This window comes from Microbacterium sp. C23T (assembly GCF_053345975.1).
In genome coordinates this window covers 1-17,134 of record NZ_JBKFBD010000044.1, presented here as the reverse complement: position 1 = coordinate 17,134, position 17,134 = coordinate 1, and the positions used below count along the sequence as shown (strand labels likewise).

Annotated in this window: 17 protein-coding genes and 1 tRNA gene; 8 read left to right on the top strand and 10 right to left on the bottom strand. The window is 69.6% G+C overall.

What is annotated here, in order from left to right:
- Positions 1 to 29: 29 nt before the first annotated feature.
- The gene (locus ACLBXX_RS19140) at positions 30 to 560 is read left to right on the top strand and encodes a DUF1697 domain-containing protein (RefSeq protein ID WP_447659335.1); all 531 of its coding nucleotides are present in this window, start codon (positions 30 to 32) and stop codon (positions 558 to 560) included.
- A 1-nt stretch (position 561) separates the two neighbouring features.
- Here the strand turns inward: ACLBXX_RS19140 and ACLBXX_RS19135 are convergent, their stop codons facing one another.
- Positions 562 to 1,455 carry an aldo/keto reductase gene (locus ACLBXX_RS19135; RefSeq protein ID WP_447659334.1) on the bottom strand — a complete coding sequence of 298 codons (894 nt, stop codon included), beginning with the start codon at positions 1,453 to 1,455 and terminating at the stop codon, positions 562 to 564.
- 140 nt (positions 1,456 to 1,595) lie between these two features.
- On the opposite strand from ACLBXX_RS19135, the gene ACLBXX_RS19130 reads away from it, so the two are divergent.
- Entirely contained in the window at positions 1,596 to 2,804 is a 1,209-nt protein-coding gene (locus ACLBXX_RS19130; protein WP_447659333.1) for a saccharopine dehydrogenase family protein, read from the top strand.
- Positions 2,805 to 2,934: 130 nt separating this feature from the next.
- On the opposite strand, the gene ACLBXX_RS19125 is transcribed toward ACLBXX_RS19130, so the two are convergent.
- From ACLBXX_RS19125 to ACLBXX_RS19090, 8 genes are all read right to left on the bottom strand, one after another.
- On the bottom strand, positions 2,935 to 3,852 hold the full coding sequence (locus tag ACLBXX_RS19125) for a DMT family transporter (RefSeq protein ID WP_447659332.1): 918 nt from the start codon (positions 3,850 to 3,852) through the stop codon (positions 2,935 to 2,937).
- Between the two features lie 285 nt (positions 3,853 to 4,137).
- Complete coding sequence (locus ACLBXX_RS19120; RefSeq protein ID WP_447659331.1) at positions 4,138 to 4,734, bottom strand: fasciclin domain-containing protein; 597 nt, start codon at positions 4,732 to 4,734, stop codon at positions 4,138 to 4,140.
- Between the two features lie 155 nt (positions 4,735 to 4,889).
- Entirely contained in the window at positions 4,890 to 5,630 is a 741-nt protein-coding gene (locus ACLBXX_RS19115; protein ID WP_447659330.1) for an anti-sigma factor, read from the bottom strand.
- A complete protein-coding gene (locus ACLBXX_RS19110; protein ID WP_447659329.1) occupies positions 5,617 to 6,168 on the bottom strand; it encodes an RNA polymerase sigma factor in 552 nt (183 codons plus the stop codon). The genes ACLBXX_RS19115 and ACLBXX_RS19110 overlap by 14 nt, the downstream gene beginning before the upstream one ends.
- A 275-nt stretch (positions 6,169 to 6,443) precedes the next feature.
- Positions 6,444 to 7,049, bottom strand: a complete 606-nt coding sequence (locus ACLBXX_RS19105; protein WP_447659328.1) for a hypothetical protein — start codon at positions 7,047 to 7,049, stop codon at positions 6,444 to 6,446.
- Positions 7,046 to 7,387: a hypothetical protein gene (locus tag ACLBXX_RS19100; RefSeq protein WP_447659327.1), complete on the bottom strand. Its 342-nt coding sequence runs from the start codon at positions 7,385 to 7,387 to the stop codon at positions 7,046 to 7,048. Before ACLBXX_RS19100 ends, ACLBXX_RS19105 begins: the two co-directional genes overlap by 4 nt.
- A complete protein-coding gene (locus tag ACLBXX_RS19095) occupies positions 7,384 to 9,162 on the bottom strand; it encodes a TIGR03767 family metallophosphoesterase (RefSeq protein WP_447659326.1) in 1,779 nt (592 codons plus the stop codon). Before ACLBXX_RS19095 ends, ACLBXX_RS19100 begins: the two co-directional genes overlap by 4 nt.
- A gap of 211 nt (positions 9,163 to 9,373) precedes the next feature.
- Entirely contained in the window at positions 9,374 to 12,745 is a 3,372-nt protein-coding gene (locus ACLBXX_RS19090) for a DEAD/DEAH box helicase (RefSeq protein WP_447659325.1), read from the bottom strand.
- A 180-nt stretch (positions 12,746 to 12,925) separates the two neighbouring features.
- On the opposite strand from ACLBXX_RS19090, the gene ACLBXX_RS19085 reads away from it, so the two are divergent.
- The 6 genes from ACLBXX_RS19085 to ACLBXX_RS19060 all read left to right on the top strand — a co-directional run bounded on the left by ACLBXX_RS19085 (position 12,926) and on the right by ACLBXX_RS19060 (position 16,629).
- Entirely contained in the window at positions 12,926 to 13,333 is a 408-nt protein-coding gene (locus ACLBXX_RS19085; protein WP_447659324.1) for a DUF4383 domain-containing protein, read from the top strand.
- Positions 13,330 to 13,860: a hypothetical protein gene (locus ACLBXX_RS19080; RefSeq protein WP_447659323.1), complete on the top strand. Its 531-nt coding sequence runs from the start codon at positions 13,330 to 13,332 to the stop codon at positions 13,858 to 13,860. The genes ACLBXX_RS19085 and ACLBXX_RS19080 overlap by 4 nt, the downstream gene beginning before the upstream one ends.
- A gap of 116 nt (positions 13,861 to 13,976) precedes the next feature.
- Positions 13,977 to 14,052, top strand: a tRNA-Met gene (locus ACLBXX_RS19075).
- Positions 14,053 to 14,381: 329 nt separating this feature from the next.
- Positions 14,382 to 15,101: a DUF5995 family protein gene (locus ACLBXX_RS19070; RefSeq protein ID WP_447659322.1), complete on the top strand. Its 720-nt coding sequence runs from the start codon at positions 14,382 to 14,384 to the stop codon at positions 15,099 to 15,101.
- A 235-nt stretch (positions 15,102 to 15,336) separates the two neighbouring features.
- Positions 15,337 to 15,672 carry a hypothetical protein gene (locus tag ACLBXX_RS19065; RefSeq protein ID WP_447659321.1) on the top strand — a complete coding sequence of 112 codons (336 nt, stop codon included), beginning with the start codon at positions 15,337 to 15,339 and terminating at the stop codon, positions 15,670 to 15,672.
- Positions 15,673 to 15,756: 84 nt separating this feature from the next.
- Positions 15,757 to 16,629: a hypothetical protein gene (locus tag ACLBXX_RS19060; RefSeq protein WP_447659320.1), complete on the top strand. Its 873-nt coding sequence runs from the start codon at positions 15,757 to 15,759 to the stop codon at positions 16,627 to 16,629.
- A gap of 137 nt (positions 16,630 to 16,766) precedes the next feature.
- Here the strand turns inward: ACLBXX_RS19060 and ACLBXX_RS19055 are convergent, their stop codons facing one another.
- Complete coding sequence (locus ACLBXX_RS19055) at positions 16,767 to 17,036, bottom strand: hypothetical protein (protein ID WP_447659319.1); 270 nt, start codon at positions 17,034 to 17,036, stop codon at positions 16,767 to 16,769.
- Between the last annotated feature and the right edge of the window lie 98 nt (positions 17,037 to 17,134).

Here is a 17,134-nt window from a genome sequence, read left to right as displayed (position 1 = left end):
CGCCGGGGCTCCTGCTCTACTCTCAACCCATGCGCTGCGTCGCCCTCATGCGGAACGTCAACCAGGGTCAGCGCGGCCATCCCGCCACGGCCGACATCGTCGCCGGCTTCGCCGACGCGGGCTGCCCCGAGGTTCAGCTCTTCCAGAGCAACGGCACGATCCTCTTCGACTCCGACGAACCCGCAGAGGTCGTCGCGAGCGCAGAAGAAGCGATCGCCGCGCGATCCGGCCACGAGCGCGACATCCTCTGGATCCCGTTCGCCGACCTCGTCGCGATCGTCGACGAACACGGCGCGGCGCACGATTCACACGGTTACGAGTTCACCCTCCATCGAGGCGGAACGGTCGACGCCCAGGCTCCCGATGCGATCAGCCTCCAGACGCGAGCCCGCTGCGAGATCGTCGACGTCGGACCCGGCTGGGCGCTGGTCCACAACGACGTCGACGGCCAGGGCAACGCCACTCCGGTGCTCGAGCGCCTCACCGGCGACCGGGCGACCTCCCGCGGGCTGCCGACGATCCTCCGCCTCGTCGCCCGTTTCGGCCCCTCACGCGGATAAGTCAGTCGTCGAAGATCCCCACCGACTCCGACAGCCGCGTGACCTCGTCCGCGCTGAGCTCGAGGTTCGCCGCCTGGGCCGAGTCGGTGATGGATGCTGCGCGCCGAGCTCCCGGAATCGGAATGACGTGCGAACCCAGCGCCAGTTCCCATGCGAGCACCGCCTGCTGGGGGCTCACTCTGTGATCCTCGCCGACCTCGCGGAACGCCGAGAACCGGTCGCCGACCCGGCGCGCTCCCCCGCCGGTGCCGCCGAGCGGGCTCCACGGCAGGAACGCGACGCCGTGCTTCTCGCAGAAGCGCAGCTCGTCGATGCTTCCCGGATGCTTCGGAGAGAACTCGTTCTGCACGCTGGCGAGATTGCCCTCGCCGAGCACGTCGAGAGCGATCTGGATCTCCTCGACACTCGCGTTCGAGATGCCGATCGCCCGCACAAGACCCTCGTCCTGCAGAGACTTCAGTCCCGCGATGATGTCGCCGTAGACCAGCCAGCGGTCGGGACGGTGGTACTGGTAGAGCTCGATCTGGTCGATGCCGAGGATGTCGAGCGACTTCTCGGCCGCCGACCGCAGGTACGCCTCTGACCCGTCGCGTCCCTTGGAGCCGTCCTCGCCGAGCGTGATCCCGCCCTTCGTCGCGACGAAGATGCCCGACGCGTCGCCGTCCCACGTGCGCAGGGCTTCGGCGACGATGCGTTCGTTGTGCCCCATCTCCTCGCCGTCCGGCGCGTAGATGTCGGCGGTGTCGATGAGCGTGACGCCGGCGTCCAGCGCCGCGTGCACGGTGGCGACGGCATCCTCGAACGACGGGTACACCTTGTCGTTGTTCATCGACAGCGGCATGGCCCCGAGCCCGATCGCCGAAACCTGTCGCCCTGCCAGCGTGCGCTGCTTCATCGCATCTCCTTCTCGCATGACCCCAGCCTGCCAGGGTCGCGCGACACCATGCAGGGGCTCGACAACCCCGAACCGAGCCCGTACGCATCGACGCGCAACCCGCTGTCGCTTGCACGCAACCGCGCCTACGCTCCCGAAGCATGAAGACGAACGACCGCGACCACGACATCGTCCTGCTCGGCGCCTCGGGCTTCGTCGGCAGGTACACCGCGCGGCATCTGGCCCGATCCGCGCCCGATGGGGTGCGGATCGCCATCGCCGGTCGCTCCACGGCACGCCTCGACGACGTCAGACGCGAACTCGGCGTCGACTGGCCGACCATAGAGGTCGACACCTCGGATGACACCGCGGTCGCCCGGGTCGCAGCATCCACTTCCGTCGTCGCCACGACCGTCGGACCCTACCTGCGCTACGGAACCGGCGTGGTCTCGGCATGCGCCCGCGCCGGCACGTCGTACGCGGATCTCTCGGGCGAGAGCATCTTCGTCGCCCGGAGCATCGAGCGCAATCACGCCGTCGCTGAGACCACCGGCGCCAGGATCGTGCACTCGTGCGGGTTCGACTCGATCCCCTCCGACCTCGGCCTCGGGCTCGCCCACGCCGCCGGCGGTGTGCCGATCGTCGCGGCGACGCTGAAGGTCCGGTCGCTGCGCGGCGGCATCAGCGGCGGCACGATCGACTCGCTTCGGCAGCAGCTGAAAGAGACGAAGACGGATGCCTCGGCCCGCCGACTCCTCGCGAACCCCTACGCGCTCACGCCCGGGCCGTCGGTGCGTCTGCCCGGCCACGCGGGCAGTGGCTGGGGCAAGGTGCGCGGAAGCTGGCAGGCGCCGTTCGTCATGGGCTCGTACAACCAGCAGATCGTGCAGCGCAGCAATTACCTCACCGGCTGGAGCTACGGCCAGCTCATGCAGTACCGCGAGGTGGTGGCGACCGGGCGCGGCCCCGGCGCCGTCGCGCGAGCGGGGGCGATCGCCCTCGGCACGGCGAGCCTCGTCGGCGCACTGGCATTCCCGCCGACGCGAGCGGTGCTCGATCGGGTACTGCCGTCCCCCGGCAGCGGGCCCAGCACGGACGCGATCGAGCACGGCCGCTTCGCCCTCGACGTCGACGTGTACCCGGTCGAAGGGCAGCCGGTACGCACACGGATCACCGCACCGTACGACCCCGGCTACGGCGGGACCGGCGTGATGCTCGCCGAATCCGCGCTGAGCCTCGCGCTCGACCACCTCCCCGACCGCGCCGGCGTCCTGACCCCGATGGTCGCCATGGGCGAGCACCTCGCCGACCGCCTCCGCGCGCACGGCTTCACGCTCGACGTCAGCCCGTTGCCGTACCCGCGCTCGTAGAGCGAGCGCAGCGAGACGCCCCGGACGAATGCGCAAGCCCGCTGCCCCACCCCCGGTCGTTGAGCGAGCGAAGCGGGACGAAACGCCCCGGGCCACCGAGCAACCCCTGTCCGCAGCATCCGTTCCCGAGTCAGCCCCCGAGCGCGGCGTCGCTCGCGCTCCGCTGCTGCGCCCGCGCGAGATCGATCACCCCCCAGACCGCGACCGCGCCGGCCGCTGCCAGCAGGAGCAGCGACCAGAGGGGCGCACCCGTGGCCTCGCCGAGGATCGTGATGCCGAGCACCACCGCGACGAACGGGTCGATCACGGTGAGGCCGCCGACGACGACCTCGGGGGAATTGACGGTGTGCGCCCGCTGCACCAGGTAGATCGAGAGGCCGCCCGAGATCGCGATGCCGATGAGGCACGCCAGGGTGAGCAGATTCGAGGAGTCGAAGCTGTAGTCCTGCTCAGTGAGGACCGTCTGCACCCGCAGGATCACGGTCTTGCCGAGCGTCGCGACGAAACCCGAGAAGACGCCGGCGGCGATGACGATCAGCACGGCCGGTCCGCCGCGTCCACGCTGAACGAGGGCCACGATGATCGCGCCGCAGAGCACGACGGCGAGCGTGAGCAGGATCGCGATGAGCTGGCTGTCGTGGATCGTGCGCTGGGTGCTCACCAACGCGGCGACGGTGACGAATCCCGCCACCCCGATGACGCTGGTCGCGATGGCGCGCATCTCCGTGCGGGAGGGCTTTCGATGCGTCGAGTGAGCTGTGAGCAGCGAGGCGAAGACGAGGGCGACCACCCCGACCGGCTGCACCACGATGAGCGGAGCGAACGTGAGGCTCGCCAGCTGGAGCAGGATCGCGCCCCCGATCAGCAGCGCGCCGATCACCCACGGCACGTTGCGCAGGAGCGCGAAGAACTGCTTGGCGCCGAAGGATCCGGTGGTGCCGCTGCGCACCCCGCGCGCCTGCATCATGTTGCCGAGCGCCAGCGCGGCGGCCGAGGCGACGGCCAGGACGATGCCCAGCACGGGGAACGAAGCGATGGTCGAAGGCATCCGTCCCCCTCTCGGCGGTGGGCCTCAGGCTACACAAGCGCCCGCGCGGCGCGCTCCGCCGTCGTTGAGCGAGCGAGAAGGAGCGAGAGGCGGATGCCTCGAACCGGCGGGTGACGCCGATCCGAGGCATCCGTCTCGCTCGTCCGTCCGGCGCTAGTCGGACGCACCCGCTTCGAGCTCGGGCCTCGTGCTGGCGCTCAGAATCCCGGCGAGCTCGTCGTCATCGCCGACGCGCTTCACCGACTCGCCGTAGGCGCCGGTGACGCCGAGATGACCGTGCCGTTGCTACGACGCGGGAACCAGTACGCGGTCGATCGTGTGGATCACCCCGTTCGTCGCCTGGACGTTGACAGCCCAGGGAACGAGCTTGGGGTCGCGGAGCGCGGGCGTCTCGTCGCGGAGCTTGACGCCGCGCGGCTCGACGACGCCTCCGTTGGCCATGGTGAGCGAGCCGGCCGTGATGACCTTCACGAACCCGAGCTTCTGGCCGGCGACCACGTGGTAGAGCAGGATGTTCGAGATCTGCTGGGCGGTGAACGTCGAGGTGATGGCCGCCAGCGCGTCGGCCTCGCTCGCAGGCTCGGTGCCGGTGAGGTCGGTCACGAGCCGCAGGAACGCGCGGTCGTTCGGCGCGAACACTGTGTAGGTCTGGCTCGTGTCGGCGAGCGCCCCAGTGAGCCCGGTGGCCACGACTGCCTGGACGAGGATGTCGTAGTCCCACGGGTTGTCGTCGGGCGTGCCTCCTCCGGATGCGGCGACCGCGACGTCGACGATGGTGCCGGAGGGTGCTCCGCCACCCCATCCGTGGGCCTGCGCGGGGGTGGCCGTGAGGACCAGCGCCAGGGCGGCGACCGCCGCGACGGCCAGGCGAGACTTCTTCATGGTTCCGATCTCCTTCGATGCGATGCCCGGCACGGTCCGAGCGGAGGGTGCCGTAGAGGTATTCGCCCGGAATCGCGGAGACGGATGCAGCTGCCAAGACTTCGCTCTCGACTCGCCCCGATGGGCGGAGGGCGGACCCAGGCCGCCGCGCGGCGTCAGCTGAACTCGAGCTGCCCGCGCACGATCGAGTCGCCGGAGTGCGCGGGGTTGCCGTCGCGCGGCTCCTGAGAGATGTCGACGAGCACGAAGTGGCGCAGGTCGACGTCGGCCGGGACGACGAACGTCCCCTTCTTCCCGTCCAGCTCGCCGAGGCTCACGAGGTCGGACGCATCTGCGGTGATCAGCCAGACCTCGCGGAACCCGTCGCTCTCGTCGAAATCGTCGATGCTCACCGTGAGGGTGCGCTCCCCGTCCGACAGCTCAGTCACCTCGGCCGTCCCGACAGCGTCGGGGTGATCCGGGAGGGCGTCGAGGGTCGCCGACGCGATCTCCACCGGCTGCTGTGTGCGGACGAAGGTCCACACCCCGGCGATCGCCAGCACCACGGCGATGCTCGCGGCGAGGGCGAACAGCATCCGTCCCCTCCTGCGCGTGTGGCGCTGATCCGAGTGGTTCTCCGCGACAGCAGGCGAAGAGACGGGAGCATCGACGGGGATCCTGGATGCTGCGCCCTCCGGCTGCGACCGGACCTCATCGAGGATGCGGTCCCAGACCCGCTCCGGCGGCGTCTCGAGCTCACCCAGGGTGACGGTGGACCGGCCGACCGCGACCGTGTGCTCGAGCTCCGCCAGCTCGAGCGAGCAGGGGTCGCACGTCGCGAGGTGCTGCTGCTCAGCATCCGTCAGCGCTTCTCCGACCGCGACCAGCGCGAGGCGCTCGGGATCAAGATGCGACATGAGGCACCTCCAATCGGTCGCGCAGGCGGGTGAGACTCCGGCGGATGTGGCTCTTCACGGTACCCAGCGGCATGTCCAGGCGCGTGGCGATCTGCTGGTGGGTGAGGTCGTCGTAGAACGCCAGCCGCACCACGCGCTGCGCATCGGGCTCGAGCCGGTCGAGCTCGTCGGCGAGCAGCAGCCGGTCGCCGAGGTCGATCTCGGACGACATCGGCTCGTCGCTCACCGCGAACCGCTGCAGCTTCTCGTGCAGCTCGCGCACGCGCCGGCGCGCGTCGAGGGTGTCGGCGATGCGACGGCGGGTGATCGTGACGAGCCACGTCGACAGTCGCCCCTTGGCCGGGTCGTACGACGCGCGCGAGGTCCAGGCCGAGACGAACGTCTTCTGCGTCACGTCTTCGGCGTCACCCCTGTCGCCGAGAACCCGCAGCGCGAGGGTGAACACGATGGGCGACCAGCGCCGGTAGATCTGCTCGAGGGCGCGCTCGTCACCGGCGGCGAAGCGGCCGCACAGCTCGCGCTCTTCCTCGTCCTCCACGGGTTCCCTCTGCTGCTCCGGCTCCATCGCCTGCGCACACGACTGGGGTCGCGACCACGCTATCCGTGTGGTGGCGCGTACCGCAGGGTGCCTCTCAAGAGTGATTCCTGCCGAATGGCGGGTTCGGATGCACCCGGACGCACCGCCCTACCTGCCGAGAGCTGCGGGTCGACCGGTCGGCGAGCGCGCGGAAGCTTCTGCACCACGAGCAGATAGGAATCGGTGATCAGCTCGCCGAGTTGCCCGCGCATGGAGCGATCTGTCCTCCATCGACGTCACCCTCGCCGCCCTAGGGCCGTCCACGCGGCGGTCAGCACCACCGCCACCGCGCCGAACGCCACCCACACGAGCGCCGCCGAGACCGGCCCGGTGATGAGGAAGCCGAGCAGCAGCGCGCCCACCCAGAGCAGCACGATCGCCACCAGCGTCACGAGCGTGAGTGCGATGGCGCGCCCCGGCGCCACGCCGAACACGCGGAACCCCGACAACACCCCGCCCCGCGCGACGCCGGGCAGCACGACGAACGCGAGCGCGAGCGCGACGGGCATCGCCGGGAGCGCCACCACCGCGACCACTCCCACGACGATGACCGTGACGGATGCTGCAACCACGAGCCGCCATGTCAGCCGCACGCGCGTCGGCTCCACCGCAGCGCGGGCGTGCGCCACGATGAGCGCCGTGCTCGCGACCAGGGCCGCAGCGGACGCGACCGCGAGCAGCACGAACCCGGCGTCCATCGCGGGAGTGAGGAACGGCGCCGTGGTCAGCGCCTGAACGAGAGCGTTCCCGATCACGACGGGCACGAAGATCCGCCACCCCCGCACGGCGATCCGGCCGGCGCCCATCCGAGGCGTCCCCGCCACCGTGGAACCCGCCGTCACGATCCGGCCCTCGCGGCGCGGTCGAGCACCTCCATGATCGATCCGGAGTACAGCACGTCCGTTCCGACCCTCACCTCGACCGCTGTGGGATCCGTGGCCGTCGAGACCACCGAGATCTCGTCGCCCGCGACCGTCTCACCGGCACACGTGACTGTCCCGGCCTCGTCGCTCTCGCACACGGGTGCGACGAGCACCTCGGTGGAGGCATCCAACAGCACATCGATGGCGGCGTAGCGGACTTCGGCCTCATGCGAGCCGCCCACCGGGGCGATCGCCGCGACCTGGGAGCAACCGGCGAGCAGGAGACACGCGACCGCGAGTATCGCAAGACGTTTCACAGGCCTCTCGCTTCCTCGTAGGCGGCGATGCGGGCGCGAGCGGTCATCTGCTGGCTCTCGAGCTGCGCGTCGGTGATGATGCTCAGGTCGAACGGCGCCGGCAGCAGCAGTTCGGTGTTGCGGTCGAGCGGCGAGCCGAGGCGCATCATCGGGGTCTCGGCCCAGTCGTTCGCCGCGAACTCCCGGCTGCGCGAGGCGAGGTCCCGCAGGCTGCCGCTCGCACCGGGCACGGCGGGCGAGGCGTGATCGAGCACCGTGGTGAACAGTGAGAGCGTGCCGTCGCGGTTGTCGACGACCTCGACCACTTGCTGCTGCTGCGGGAAGTCGATGCACGACGCGGTCGTGATCTCCCAGAAGCCGCCGGAGTTCGACGAGTGCGCGAGGATCTGGTTGAGGTGGGTGTGCCCGTTCAGCCACCCGATCACGACCGGGTACTTCAGCAGCAGATCGACGAACTCGTCCGCCCCGTAAAGCTTCTCGGAGTCGCCGGGGCGCTGGGCGCGGTTCTCGAGCGTGAGGCTGTTGTGGTGGCTGAAGATCAGCACGAGCTTGCGCTCAGCCGTCGCCTTCTCGAGCTCGGCCTCGAGCCACCGGTACTGCGTCTCGGGCACCGCGCCATCCGGCCCGGCGACGGGGTTGCAGGTGTCGAGCCCGAACGCGCGGACGTTCGGCGTGAGGTCGGTCTGCCACCATGTCTCGCCCGAGTCGAGGTTGTGCTGCGTGAAGCCGTGCCCGATCGGCCCCGGAGTCGGCTCGGTCTCGAAGTGCTCGGCCATGAAGCCGCGCTGCTCGAAGAGGAGGCGGTCGGGGTTCGCGGTCACGGCTTTGAACCCCGGCCGCCCGAAGGCGAGTCCGAGCGCATCGAGCGCCTGCTGGAAGGCGCTGCCCGTCGACGCATAGCCGTTGAGAGCCATGGATGCTGTGCCCCCGAGCGTGTACGACTTCTGACCGCCGACCGCCAGGGCGTGCAGCTGCGGGCTGAGGTTGAACGTGCCGAGAAGGAGCGTGTCGTGGTTGCCGTAGACCGCGTACCAGGGTGCGGGCAGCCCGACCGACTCGACGGGGCGCGCGATCGCCTGCGCGAGCAGGTCGGGCAGGCGGGGGAAACCGTAGTCGCCGAACGCCCCGCCCGTGGGGTCGCCCGGGCGGTACGCCCACTCGGCTTCGGACCATGCCTGGACTCCTTGGTAGATGTCACCCGCACTTGCGGGGTCGACCGCGAGCCCGTCCATCAGGTCGATGTACCAGCGCAGCTCTAGGTGGGAGTGCATGTCAGCACTGTCGCCGGTGACGATCGCCGCCGTCATCGGCGCGCCCGTGAGCGGGCTGTAGCGGGCGTCCGAGAACGCTTGCACCATCGCCGCCGTCGCGTGCGGGCTGAGCGGATCATGCGGGTGGAAGGCCGAGCCCCATGCCGAGTGGTCCTGCACGATCATGGGCTCGATGCGGCCGGGCGACTGCGCGTCGATCACGTGCAGGTCCGAGAGGTGACCGAGATACAGGAGGGATCGACGGGATGCCGCGCGCCCGTCAGACGCCGTTCGGCGCAGGACGTCGAGCCGCGGGATGTACGGCTCTCCGGGTCCGGTGGTGAGGGCGCGGTACTTGCCTTTGACGACCGCGCCTTGGCGGATCGTCTGCAGCAGCGTCGTGGGGACTTCGCTCGCCGCCGCCTGGTTCGATCCAGCGATCAGTCGCGGAGCGAGCAGCTCGACGTTCAGACCGGTGGCCGCGGCGAGCACCGCCGTGCGTGCGAGGAACTGGCGTCGATTCAATCCAGCCAATCGGGCGTCCGTTCAGAAAGCGGGCGAGGGTCCGTACATCGCGACCTTATCGGCAGCACCGTCGCCGACGCCGACTATGACCTCCGGTCGTTTGGGCGAGCGAGGAAACGATGGAGTCGAGACGCCCCGGCCCTACCCCCGCTCGTTGAGCGAGCGAGGAACGAGCGAGACGAGACGCCCCGAACCTACGAGCAACCCCGGGTCACAGCACAAACTCCGCCATCCACCCGCACCGCGGCTCAGCCACCATCGCCGCCGAAGCCACCGGCACCGCCACCGTCTCGATCTGCCGCGGCAGCACCGCCGGGATCAGCGGCTCGATCCGCCCCGGCTGCGCGTGCAACGGCCCCGCGAGCGCCCACCGCTCCCCCACCTGGACCACCGCGAGCGGATGCCCGTCCGCCGTCGCGACGCCCACCTCCAGCCTTAGCGAACCGAGCAGCGCCGCGAGGGTCACCTGCACCTCCGCCTCCGACGCCTCGCGCGAGCGCAGCACCGCGTGCGGCGAGCGGAGGTCGGTGCGGTCCGACCGCCGTAGCAGCGCCCGCAGGTTGGTCCGCAACGCGACGACCACCGCGTCAGGCTCATGGTGCTGCTCCGACAGCGCGACCGCGATGGGCCACAGTCGCGGGTCGGCAGCGATGAGCGGACGGATGCTGCCGAGCAGCCGTTTCCGCTCGCCCTGAAACAATCGCCGCACCCCGCGCGCGTGGCTCAGCACCGAATGAACTTCAGGCAGGTCGCCCAGCAGCCGCGCAGCCTCCTCGACCGGCGTGCCCGACCCGACTCCCTCGGGGACGTCCCCCACGACATTCGCGTACCCGAAGTCCCCGTCCCGCGTGTAGAGGAACACGTCCGCCGCGACTTTCCCCGCCGACCGCGCCGGCAGCACCAGGTCGATCGGCCCCGCCGCCGGTCGCGACGTCGCAACCGCGCGCGCCGCCCCAGTGTTGCTCAAAGCCGTCACCCGCGCCTGCGTGTTCGGCGTGCGATACATCAGCTCGAGCTCCGCCAGCGGCTCAAGGGAGAAGTCCGCCCGAGAACCCACGATCTCCGCGAACCCCTCGGCCGACACGTCCACCCCGCGCGGCCGCGCGTTGATGCCATCGGGCGATGCGAACCCCGCCGCCCGCGCCCGTCGCCACAGCGGAGGCAGGTGCTCGCGGTGGTGCTGGGGTTGCAGCATCCGTTCCAGCATCCAGAGCAGTCGGCCCGACCCGCGTTCCGGGTGCGGCGAGAGGTGCCACCACGTGAGCCGGCGGGCGAGGTCGCCGGCGACGGCGGGTGCCCAGGTGGAGGCCTCCGCGTAGCCGAGCGCGGCTACCCACGCGAGGTAGCGGGGCATGTCCTCCGCCGCGCGGCGGAGCTCTGCCATCGACACGCCCACCGGCGGATTCTCGCGGGTGCGGGCGGGGGCGCGCAGCACGAGCTGCGCGGCCGCCATGCAGACGCGCGCGCCGAACCACTCGCCGGCGCGGGCGACGACCCGCGGCGACCAGCCCCGCAGCAGCTCGTCGACGTAGTCGGTGTAGGTGCGCTCGTTGACGGGTCGCTCGCGCAGCGACGCGACGGCGGTAGCGACCGTCTGCAGCACCAACTCCTCAGCTTCGTCGGCCGTCGCCGGAACCGGCAGCGACTTCAGCGCCACCAACAGCAAACCTGCGGAGTTGGTGTCGATCATGAGGCGCGAGGTCAGCACGCCGATCTCCGTCGGAGCGAGTCGCCCGTCGACCTCGGTCGCGAACCCGCGCTGCAGCAGCTCGTCGACCACCGCGTCGAGGTCGACCGCCGACCGGTTCTGCGCGAACGCGAGCGTTTGCTCGAACCAGGTCCGCGCGGTCTCGCGATCGACCACCGACCCCAGCAGCAGCTCCGCGAGAACCGCGTCGCCCAACGCTGCGGTGATGCGACTGTTCGCCGCGTATCCATCGCTGAGCTTGAGCTTCCACCCGCCCTCTTCGGTGCGCGGCACCAGCATGAATCCGAAGCCTTCGGGCTCCTGCCCCGCGCGCCCGGCCCGCCCGAACATCTGCTGGGCCTGGCTCACCTCGAGCGGCGTCATCCCGAGTTCGAGGTCACGGATGATCACGAACTTCGCGGGCGTGTTCACGCCCGTCGACAGCCCCGACGTGGCGACGAGCACGCGCAGCTGCCGTGATCGGAACGCCTCCAGCGCCCGATTCGCGCGGGGCGCATCACGGAAGTGGATGCCGACACCCCGGCGAAAGCATGCCTCGACGAGCGCGTCGAGCTCGACGCCGAAGTGCGGCACCCCGGCCGCACGCGCTGCGGTGCGCAGCACGGCCGCCTTGCTGCCGCAGAACACGACCGCGCTGGATCCCGGTGACTTGTCTCCGGCCGTGCCGAGGTCACCGACCAGGCTCCGCAGGAGCGGCACGACGATCTCGTCCTTCGCGGATTCGTACTGCTCGCGCTTGCCCTGGGTCGGCGCATCGTACGGAACGAGCTGCGTCGTCAACACCGTCGGCCGCCATGCCGAACGGACAAGGTCAGCGTGGAACCACGCCGCCAGCTCCTCCGCGTTCGACACGGTCGCCGACAGCGCGACGATCCGCGTGCGCCCTTCGGCGACGCGCAGCCGTGCGATGAGCGACTCGAGCGTGGCACCTCGAGTCGGGTCGCCCACGAGGTGGACTTCGTCGATGATGAGGCATCCGATCCGTCCGATGACGTTCTTCAGTGACGCCCGCCGGTACAGCGCCTCGAACTTCTCGGTGGTCGCCACCCACAGCTGCGCCTGCCGCACCGCGTCGCTCGACATGTTCGTCTCGCCGGTCAGCTCGATGGTGCGGATGCCGTGCGCGTTCCACCGCCGAGCGATCTCGGCGACCTCCGCGGCGAGCGCGCGGGCGGGCAGCAGCCACACCGCCGGCTTGCTGTCCGACACGATGGACCGCAGCGCCGCGACCTCGCCGATCAGCGTCTTGCCCGAGCTCGTCGGCGCGACGACCATCACGTGCCCGCTCGTCGACAGCACCGCCGGCACCGCCTTCGACTGCAGCGGGTTGAGCCGGTCGAACCTGTCGAGGTACTTCTGCAGCGCGGGTGGGATGAGAGTGGATGCTGCAGTCCACGCCTCGTCGCCGTGCGCGACCGCGTTCGCATTGTCGATCAGCGACGTGAAGCCGAGCTCGACGGCCTCCACCATCGCAGGGTCGGTGTGGAGGAACCCGGAGTTCTGGTTGCGGCCGATCTCGGCGGCGGTGAAGTTCATGGAGTGCGTGATCGCGACGTCGTCGGCGAGCACTTCCTTCTCGTGGATGTACCGCACTGGGATGAGGGCGATCTCGGCGCTTTGGAGTTCGCGGATGACCGCGTCGTTCGAGGCCTCGGGTCGCAACAGCACCTTGACGTCGGCGCCCCGCCGGTGGGCGGCGAGTATCGCGTCGAGCAGGCGGCGCGCGACGGGCGAGGCATCCCACCACGGCACCTTGACCCATACGCGGGTGCGCGCGCCGGCGATGGCTTCGGTGAGCGCCACGAGCAGGTCGGTGCCCTCGCCGTAGTTCGACAGCCGTCGAGGCTCCCCCGCCAGACTCACGCGCTCCCCCATGTCCGGGCCAGCGTACCCGGGCGCGCGGACACCAATCCCCCGTTCGTTGAGCGAGCGAAGCGAGACGAAACGCCCCGAACCGACGAGCAACTCCACCCCGCGGCATCCCATCCGTTTCCCCGCCCGCCCCGAACAACTCTCACAGCACGGCAGATCGCCGCTGGGAAAGAGAGGTCTCTCATGGGCTCGTCACCGAATCGCATCGTCGCCACGGTCTTCGGCGCCGTCTATCTGCTCGTCGGCCTTCTGGGCTTCTTCGTCACAGGTCCCATCAGCTTCATCGCGACCGAGGGCGGGCTGCTCCTGGGCATCTTCGAGGTCAACCCGCTGCACAACGTCGCGCACCTGCTCATCGGAGCCGCGCTGCTGATCTCCGGCATCGCCGGTGCGCGCCCCGCCAAGATCGCGAACATCACGGTCGGCGCCGCGTACCTGCTGCTGGGTGTCGTCGGCTTCTTCCTCGTCGGCACGCCGGCCAACATTCTCGCGCTCAACGCGCCCGACCACTTCCTGCACCTCGCCAGCGCCATCGTGCTGCTCGGTGTTGGTCTGGCCGCCGAGCGCTCGCCGCAGGTCGCGACGGCGTGAGCACAGTTTGGGGGGCCACGACGGGGCGCGTCAGCCGCGCCCCGTCGTGGGTGTCCGTCGCCGCGTGGGGCTTCGGACTCGTCGCGGTCGGACTCGGCGCCGCGGCGATCGTCGCGGTGCAGGCCGACACGCTCTCGCGGGTGCTCGGGGCGCTGTCGGTTGCTGTGGGACTGGGCGCCCTGGCGTGGGGCGCGACGAGTCTCAACCTCAACCGGACGCCGACCCCGCGTGTTGCCGTCGCCGCTCTGTTCGTCGGGATGGGGACCGGTGTGGCGCTGCTCGCGACCGCGCCGGGACGAGCGGGCATCCTCGCGGTGGCACTGCTGCTGGCGCTGGGAGTCGCCGTGGCCTGCGGGATCGTGCACGGCACACGGCATCCGTCCCCGCGGTCGGGCCTGTGGGGTTTGGTCGGGGCGGCGGCGCTGGTCACTCTCGTCGTCGTACCCGCGCTCGGCGTCTGCCAGGGCGCCGCGCTCCTCGACGCCGACGGCACCGTGCTCCCCATCGTGACCCACGACGGACACTGACGGATGCCTGCGCCGCGGGTTGCCGAAGGGCTCGGGTCGCGTCATATCTCGTCATGGCCCGACACGCTCCGACACTCGCAGGCGATCCCTGCACGCGGCGTCTAGCGTGGGGTCATCGCGGCGATCCGGGCGGTCCCGGGCACCGGTTCATACCCGGGTGCGTTGCGGGTTCGACTCCCGCCGTCGCGTCCATTCCGCAAGGACCGCATACCGTTGAAAACACGGGGATGGCGCGCCCCTCGACGTCGCGGCTGCAGGCGGTTTGGACACGATGTGGACAGCTGCAGAACGACCTCGCCGCACTGACCCGACCGGGCGGCGGGGCCCCAGCGCGAAACCGGATTGTGACGCCCGAGCGTCGGGCTCTTCGTTGCACCAAGCTGCGGCTTCGCAGAGCAATCGTGGTACCGCGGGCGGTCGGGGAGCGACACACCCCGAGGGATCCACACCCCATGCTGGCCCATGCTCCTTTGAGCTCCCGTACCCACCCGCTCGCGAGAACCGAGCAGTACTGTGGCGGCATGACGACGCCCACGAATGTCGACCGGTCCTCGCCCATCGGCAAAGTGGTTCTCGAACTCGACGGCGTCCGCGCTCCGCTGCCGCAAACGGACGGAATCCGCGTCTTCGCGGACGTGTATCGCGAAGTGACTGCTCTGGTCGGCCGACGGGTGGTGGATGACACCTTCGCCGACCCTGACTTCATCGAGCACCTGGACGTCATCTTCGCCAACTTGTTCCTCGACGTGCCGCGAGATATTGCTGCGGGCCGCGACGTCTCGAAGGCGTGGGCCCCGCTCGTGGAGCGCCGCTCCAAGCGCCTCTTCCCCCTACAGTTCGCGCTCGCCGGGATGAACGCGCACATCAACCACGACCTCGCCGTGGCTGTCGTGCACACCTGTCGCAAGCTGAAGCGCTCGCCCGACTCAGGCAGCATCCACGCAGACTTCGTGAAGATCAATAAGGTGCTGGCCGAACGCGTACGACCCATCCGCCAGAAATTTCTCGACGAGGATGTCGTGAAATACGGCGCTCCCCTCTCGCCGCTTGCTGATCTAGTGACCAACTTCTCCATGGAGAAGGCGAGGGATGCCGCGTGGGCATCGACTCTCGCACTGTGGGCCGTGCGCGACATCCCGGTCGTCAACCAACTCACCCGGGATTCCCTCTCCCGCACAGTCGGCCTCGTCAGCCGCCAGCTCTTGACGCAATTCGACCCGCTCGACCAAATCGAAGCGTAACGCGCACCCCCTCGACTCCTGTCGAGGTTCAAACGACGGTCGCGCGGAGGGCGACTTTCGTGCGGCAGGGGACCGCTGAACGATCGACTATCGCTCGCCCGCTGAGGAGCGGCCTCGCCCCAAGGAGGTGCTCGCTCATCAACCGTGCCCGACGGATGCTCGTGCGTGGTCCGGCACCTGTGCGGCGCCCGCACAAGGACACCGCTGGGTGTGCGGGGTCTGGAACACTGGGGGCGTGCGGATCCTCGACGCGACCGGTCTGCCGGACCGGATGATCGGCGCCCATGGCAGCACCGGATTCACGCTCGGCCATGTGGGCTACGGCGTGCACGCGATCATCGTCCGACTGGATGCCGGCGGTCGTATCGGCCGGCATCCAGCGGTGCGCGCACAGCTGTTGATCCCTCTCGCCGGACATGCGTTGGTCTCCGGTGATGCCGCCGCTGCCCCCGTCGAGATCAGGCCGGGCGAGGCCGTGTTGTGGGACGGAGGTGAGTCGCACGAGACCACGACGCAGAACGGTCTCACGGCCGTGATCCTCGAGGGTGACGAGATCGCCGACCTGAGGTGATCCCACACGTCCTCACCGGCTGTGCGGATGGGGACCGCCTGCGGGCGGGTTGTGTCAGGCTCCGTTCGACTGAATGATGAATCGATGGCGCGTCGTGGCCGCACTGCACCCAGCAATCGCCGTGGTGAGCTGCTCGCCGGCGCCCGCGCGGACGCTGCGAGCCGTCGTCCGTCTGATCTCCTCGCACAGTGGGCGGCGGACTCCACAGTTCGGCCCAGCCCGGTCGACCTCCGCACGGCTGTTGCGTTTGATGCCCTGGCACTCGAAGCCGCCAGCGACTACGAAGCTCTCCTGCTCTCACCCGTCGCGCCGATGGGTGTGTCGTCGGTGCTCGCACCCGGCTCACAGGACCGCATCCTTTCGACCATTCGCGGGACCGAGGTCGTCTCGGACGCGACGAACGTCCTGGCGCTCGAATGCGCCGCACGCCTCCGACGGGACCCGGCGACGCCCGTGCGTCTGTGCACCATTCATCAGTTGCTTCGGATGCAACCCCCGTCGAACGAGAAAGCGCGCACGAAGCACTTCCGATTGCTGATGCTCGGCGAAGCCGGTGCTGGTTCGCCCGAGAACGGGTTCGAGGTGACGGCCGCGATCGCGCAACTCCAGGTGTACCGGCGCCTGCTGGATTCCGCAGCTCGCACTCGAGGTCTCACCTGGGAGCAGCCTCTCGCCATCGTTCGATCCAACGACGCGCTGCCGGCGATCGGTGCACGCATCCGTACGGCCCTCGAAGACGGGTTTCCCGACGTCCAGATCCGCGAAGAAGCGCTTGACTCCCGTTACTACCAAGGACTCCGCATCGGTTACGGAGTGCACGATCGAGCGGGCGTGTTCCAAGAGATTGTCGACCTCGGAGTGCTGGACTGGGTTGGTCAGCTGACAAGCAATCGACGAAACCGTTACGTCGCCAGCGCCATCGGCCTCCAACTCCTGCCGATGCTGTTCAGCGAGTAGGGGACGTCGCCCCAGCACATTGGATTCCGACTCCGCCGCAGTCGCCCGATGTTCGGCGCCCGTCGCGCGCTAGACGACCGGCATCGAGCCGCAGCGCCACGCGACGCGATCCGGAGAAGCCCTGCCGCGATCCCCTGCTACGGGATGTAGGTGTTGTTGTTGATCCCGAGTTGGAACAACTCGCCACCCCAGAGAATCTGCGCGACGACGATCCCCACCCCGGAAGCAACAATCACCGCGACGATCGCCAAGGCAATGCCGCGCTTGCCATAACTCCACCAACCCAGCACCAACAGCAGGATGAGCCCGATCAGGTGGGCAAGGACGAGCGGCACCCCCCCGATGGCCTCCGCGAACCCCGCCATCGTCGTGCCGGCGGTGTCGGCGACGCTCGAGAACTCGGCCAAAACGACGCTTGAAAACTAGGCCACCCAGACCAGATTGGGTGGGTGATCTCCTTGGAAGATTGGGCGTTGATCAGGCGGCTGGTCGCGGACGGGGTTCC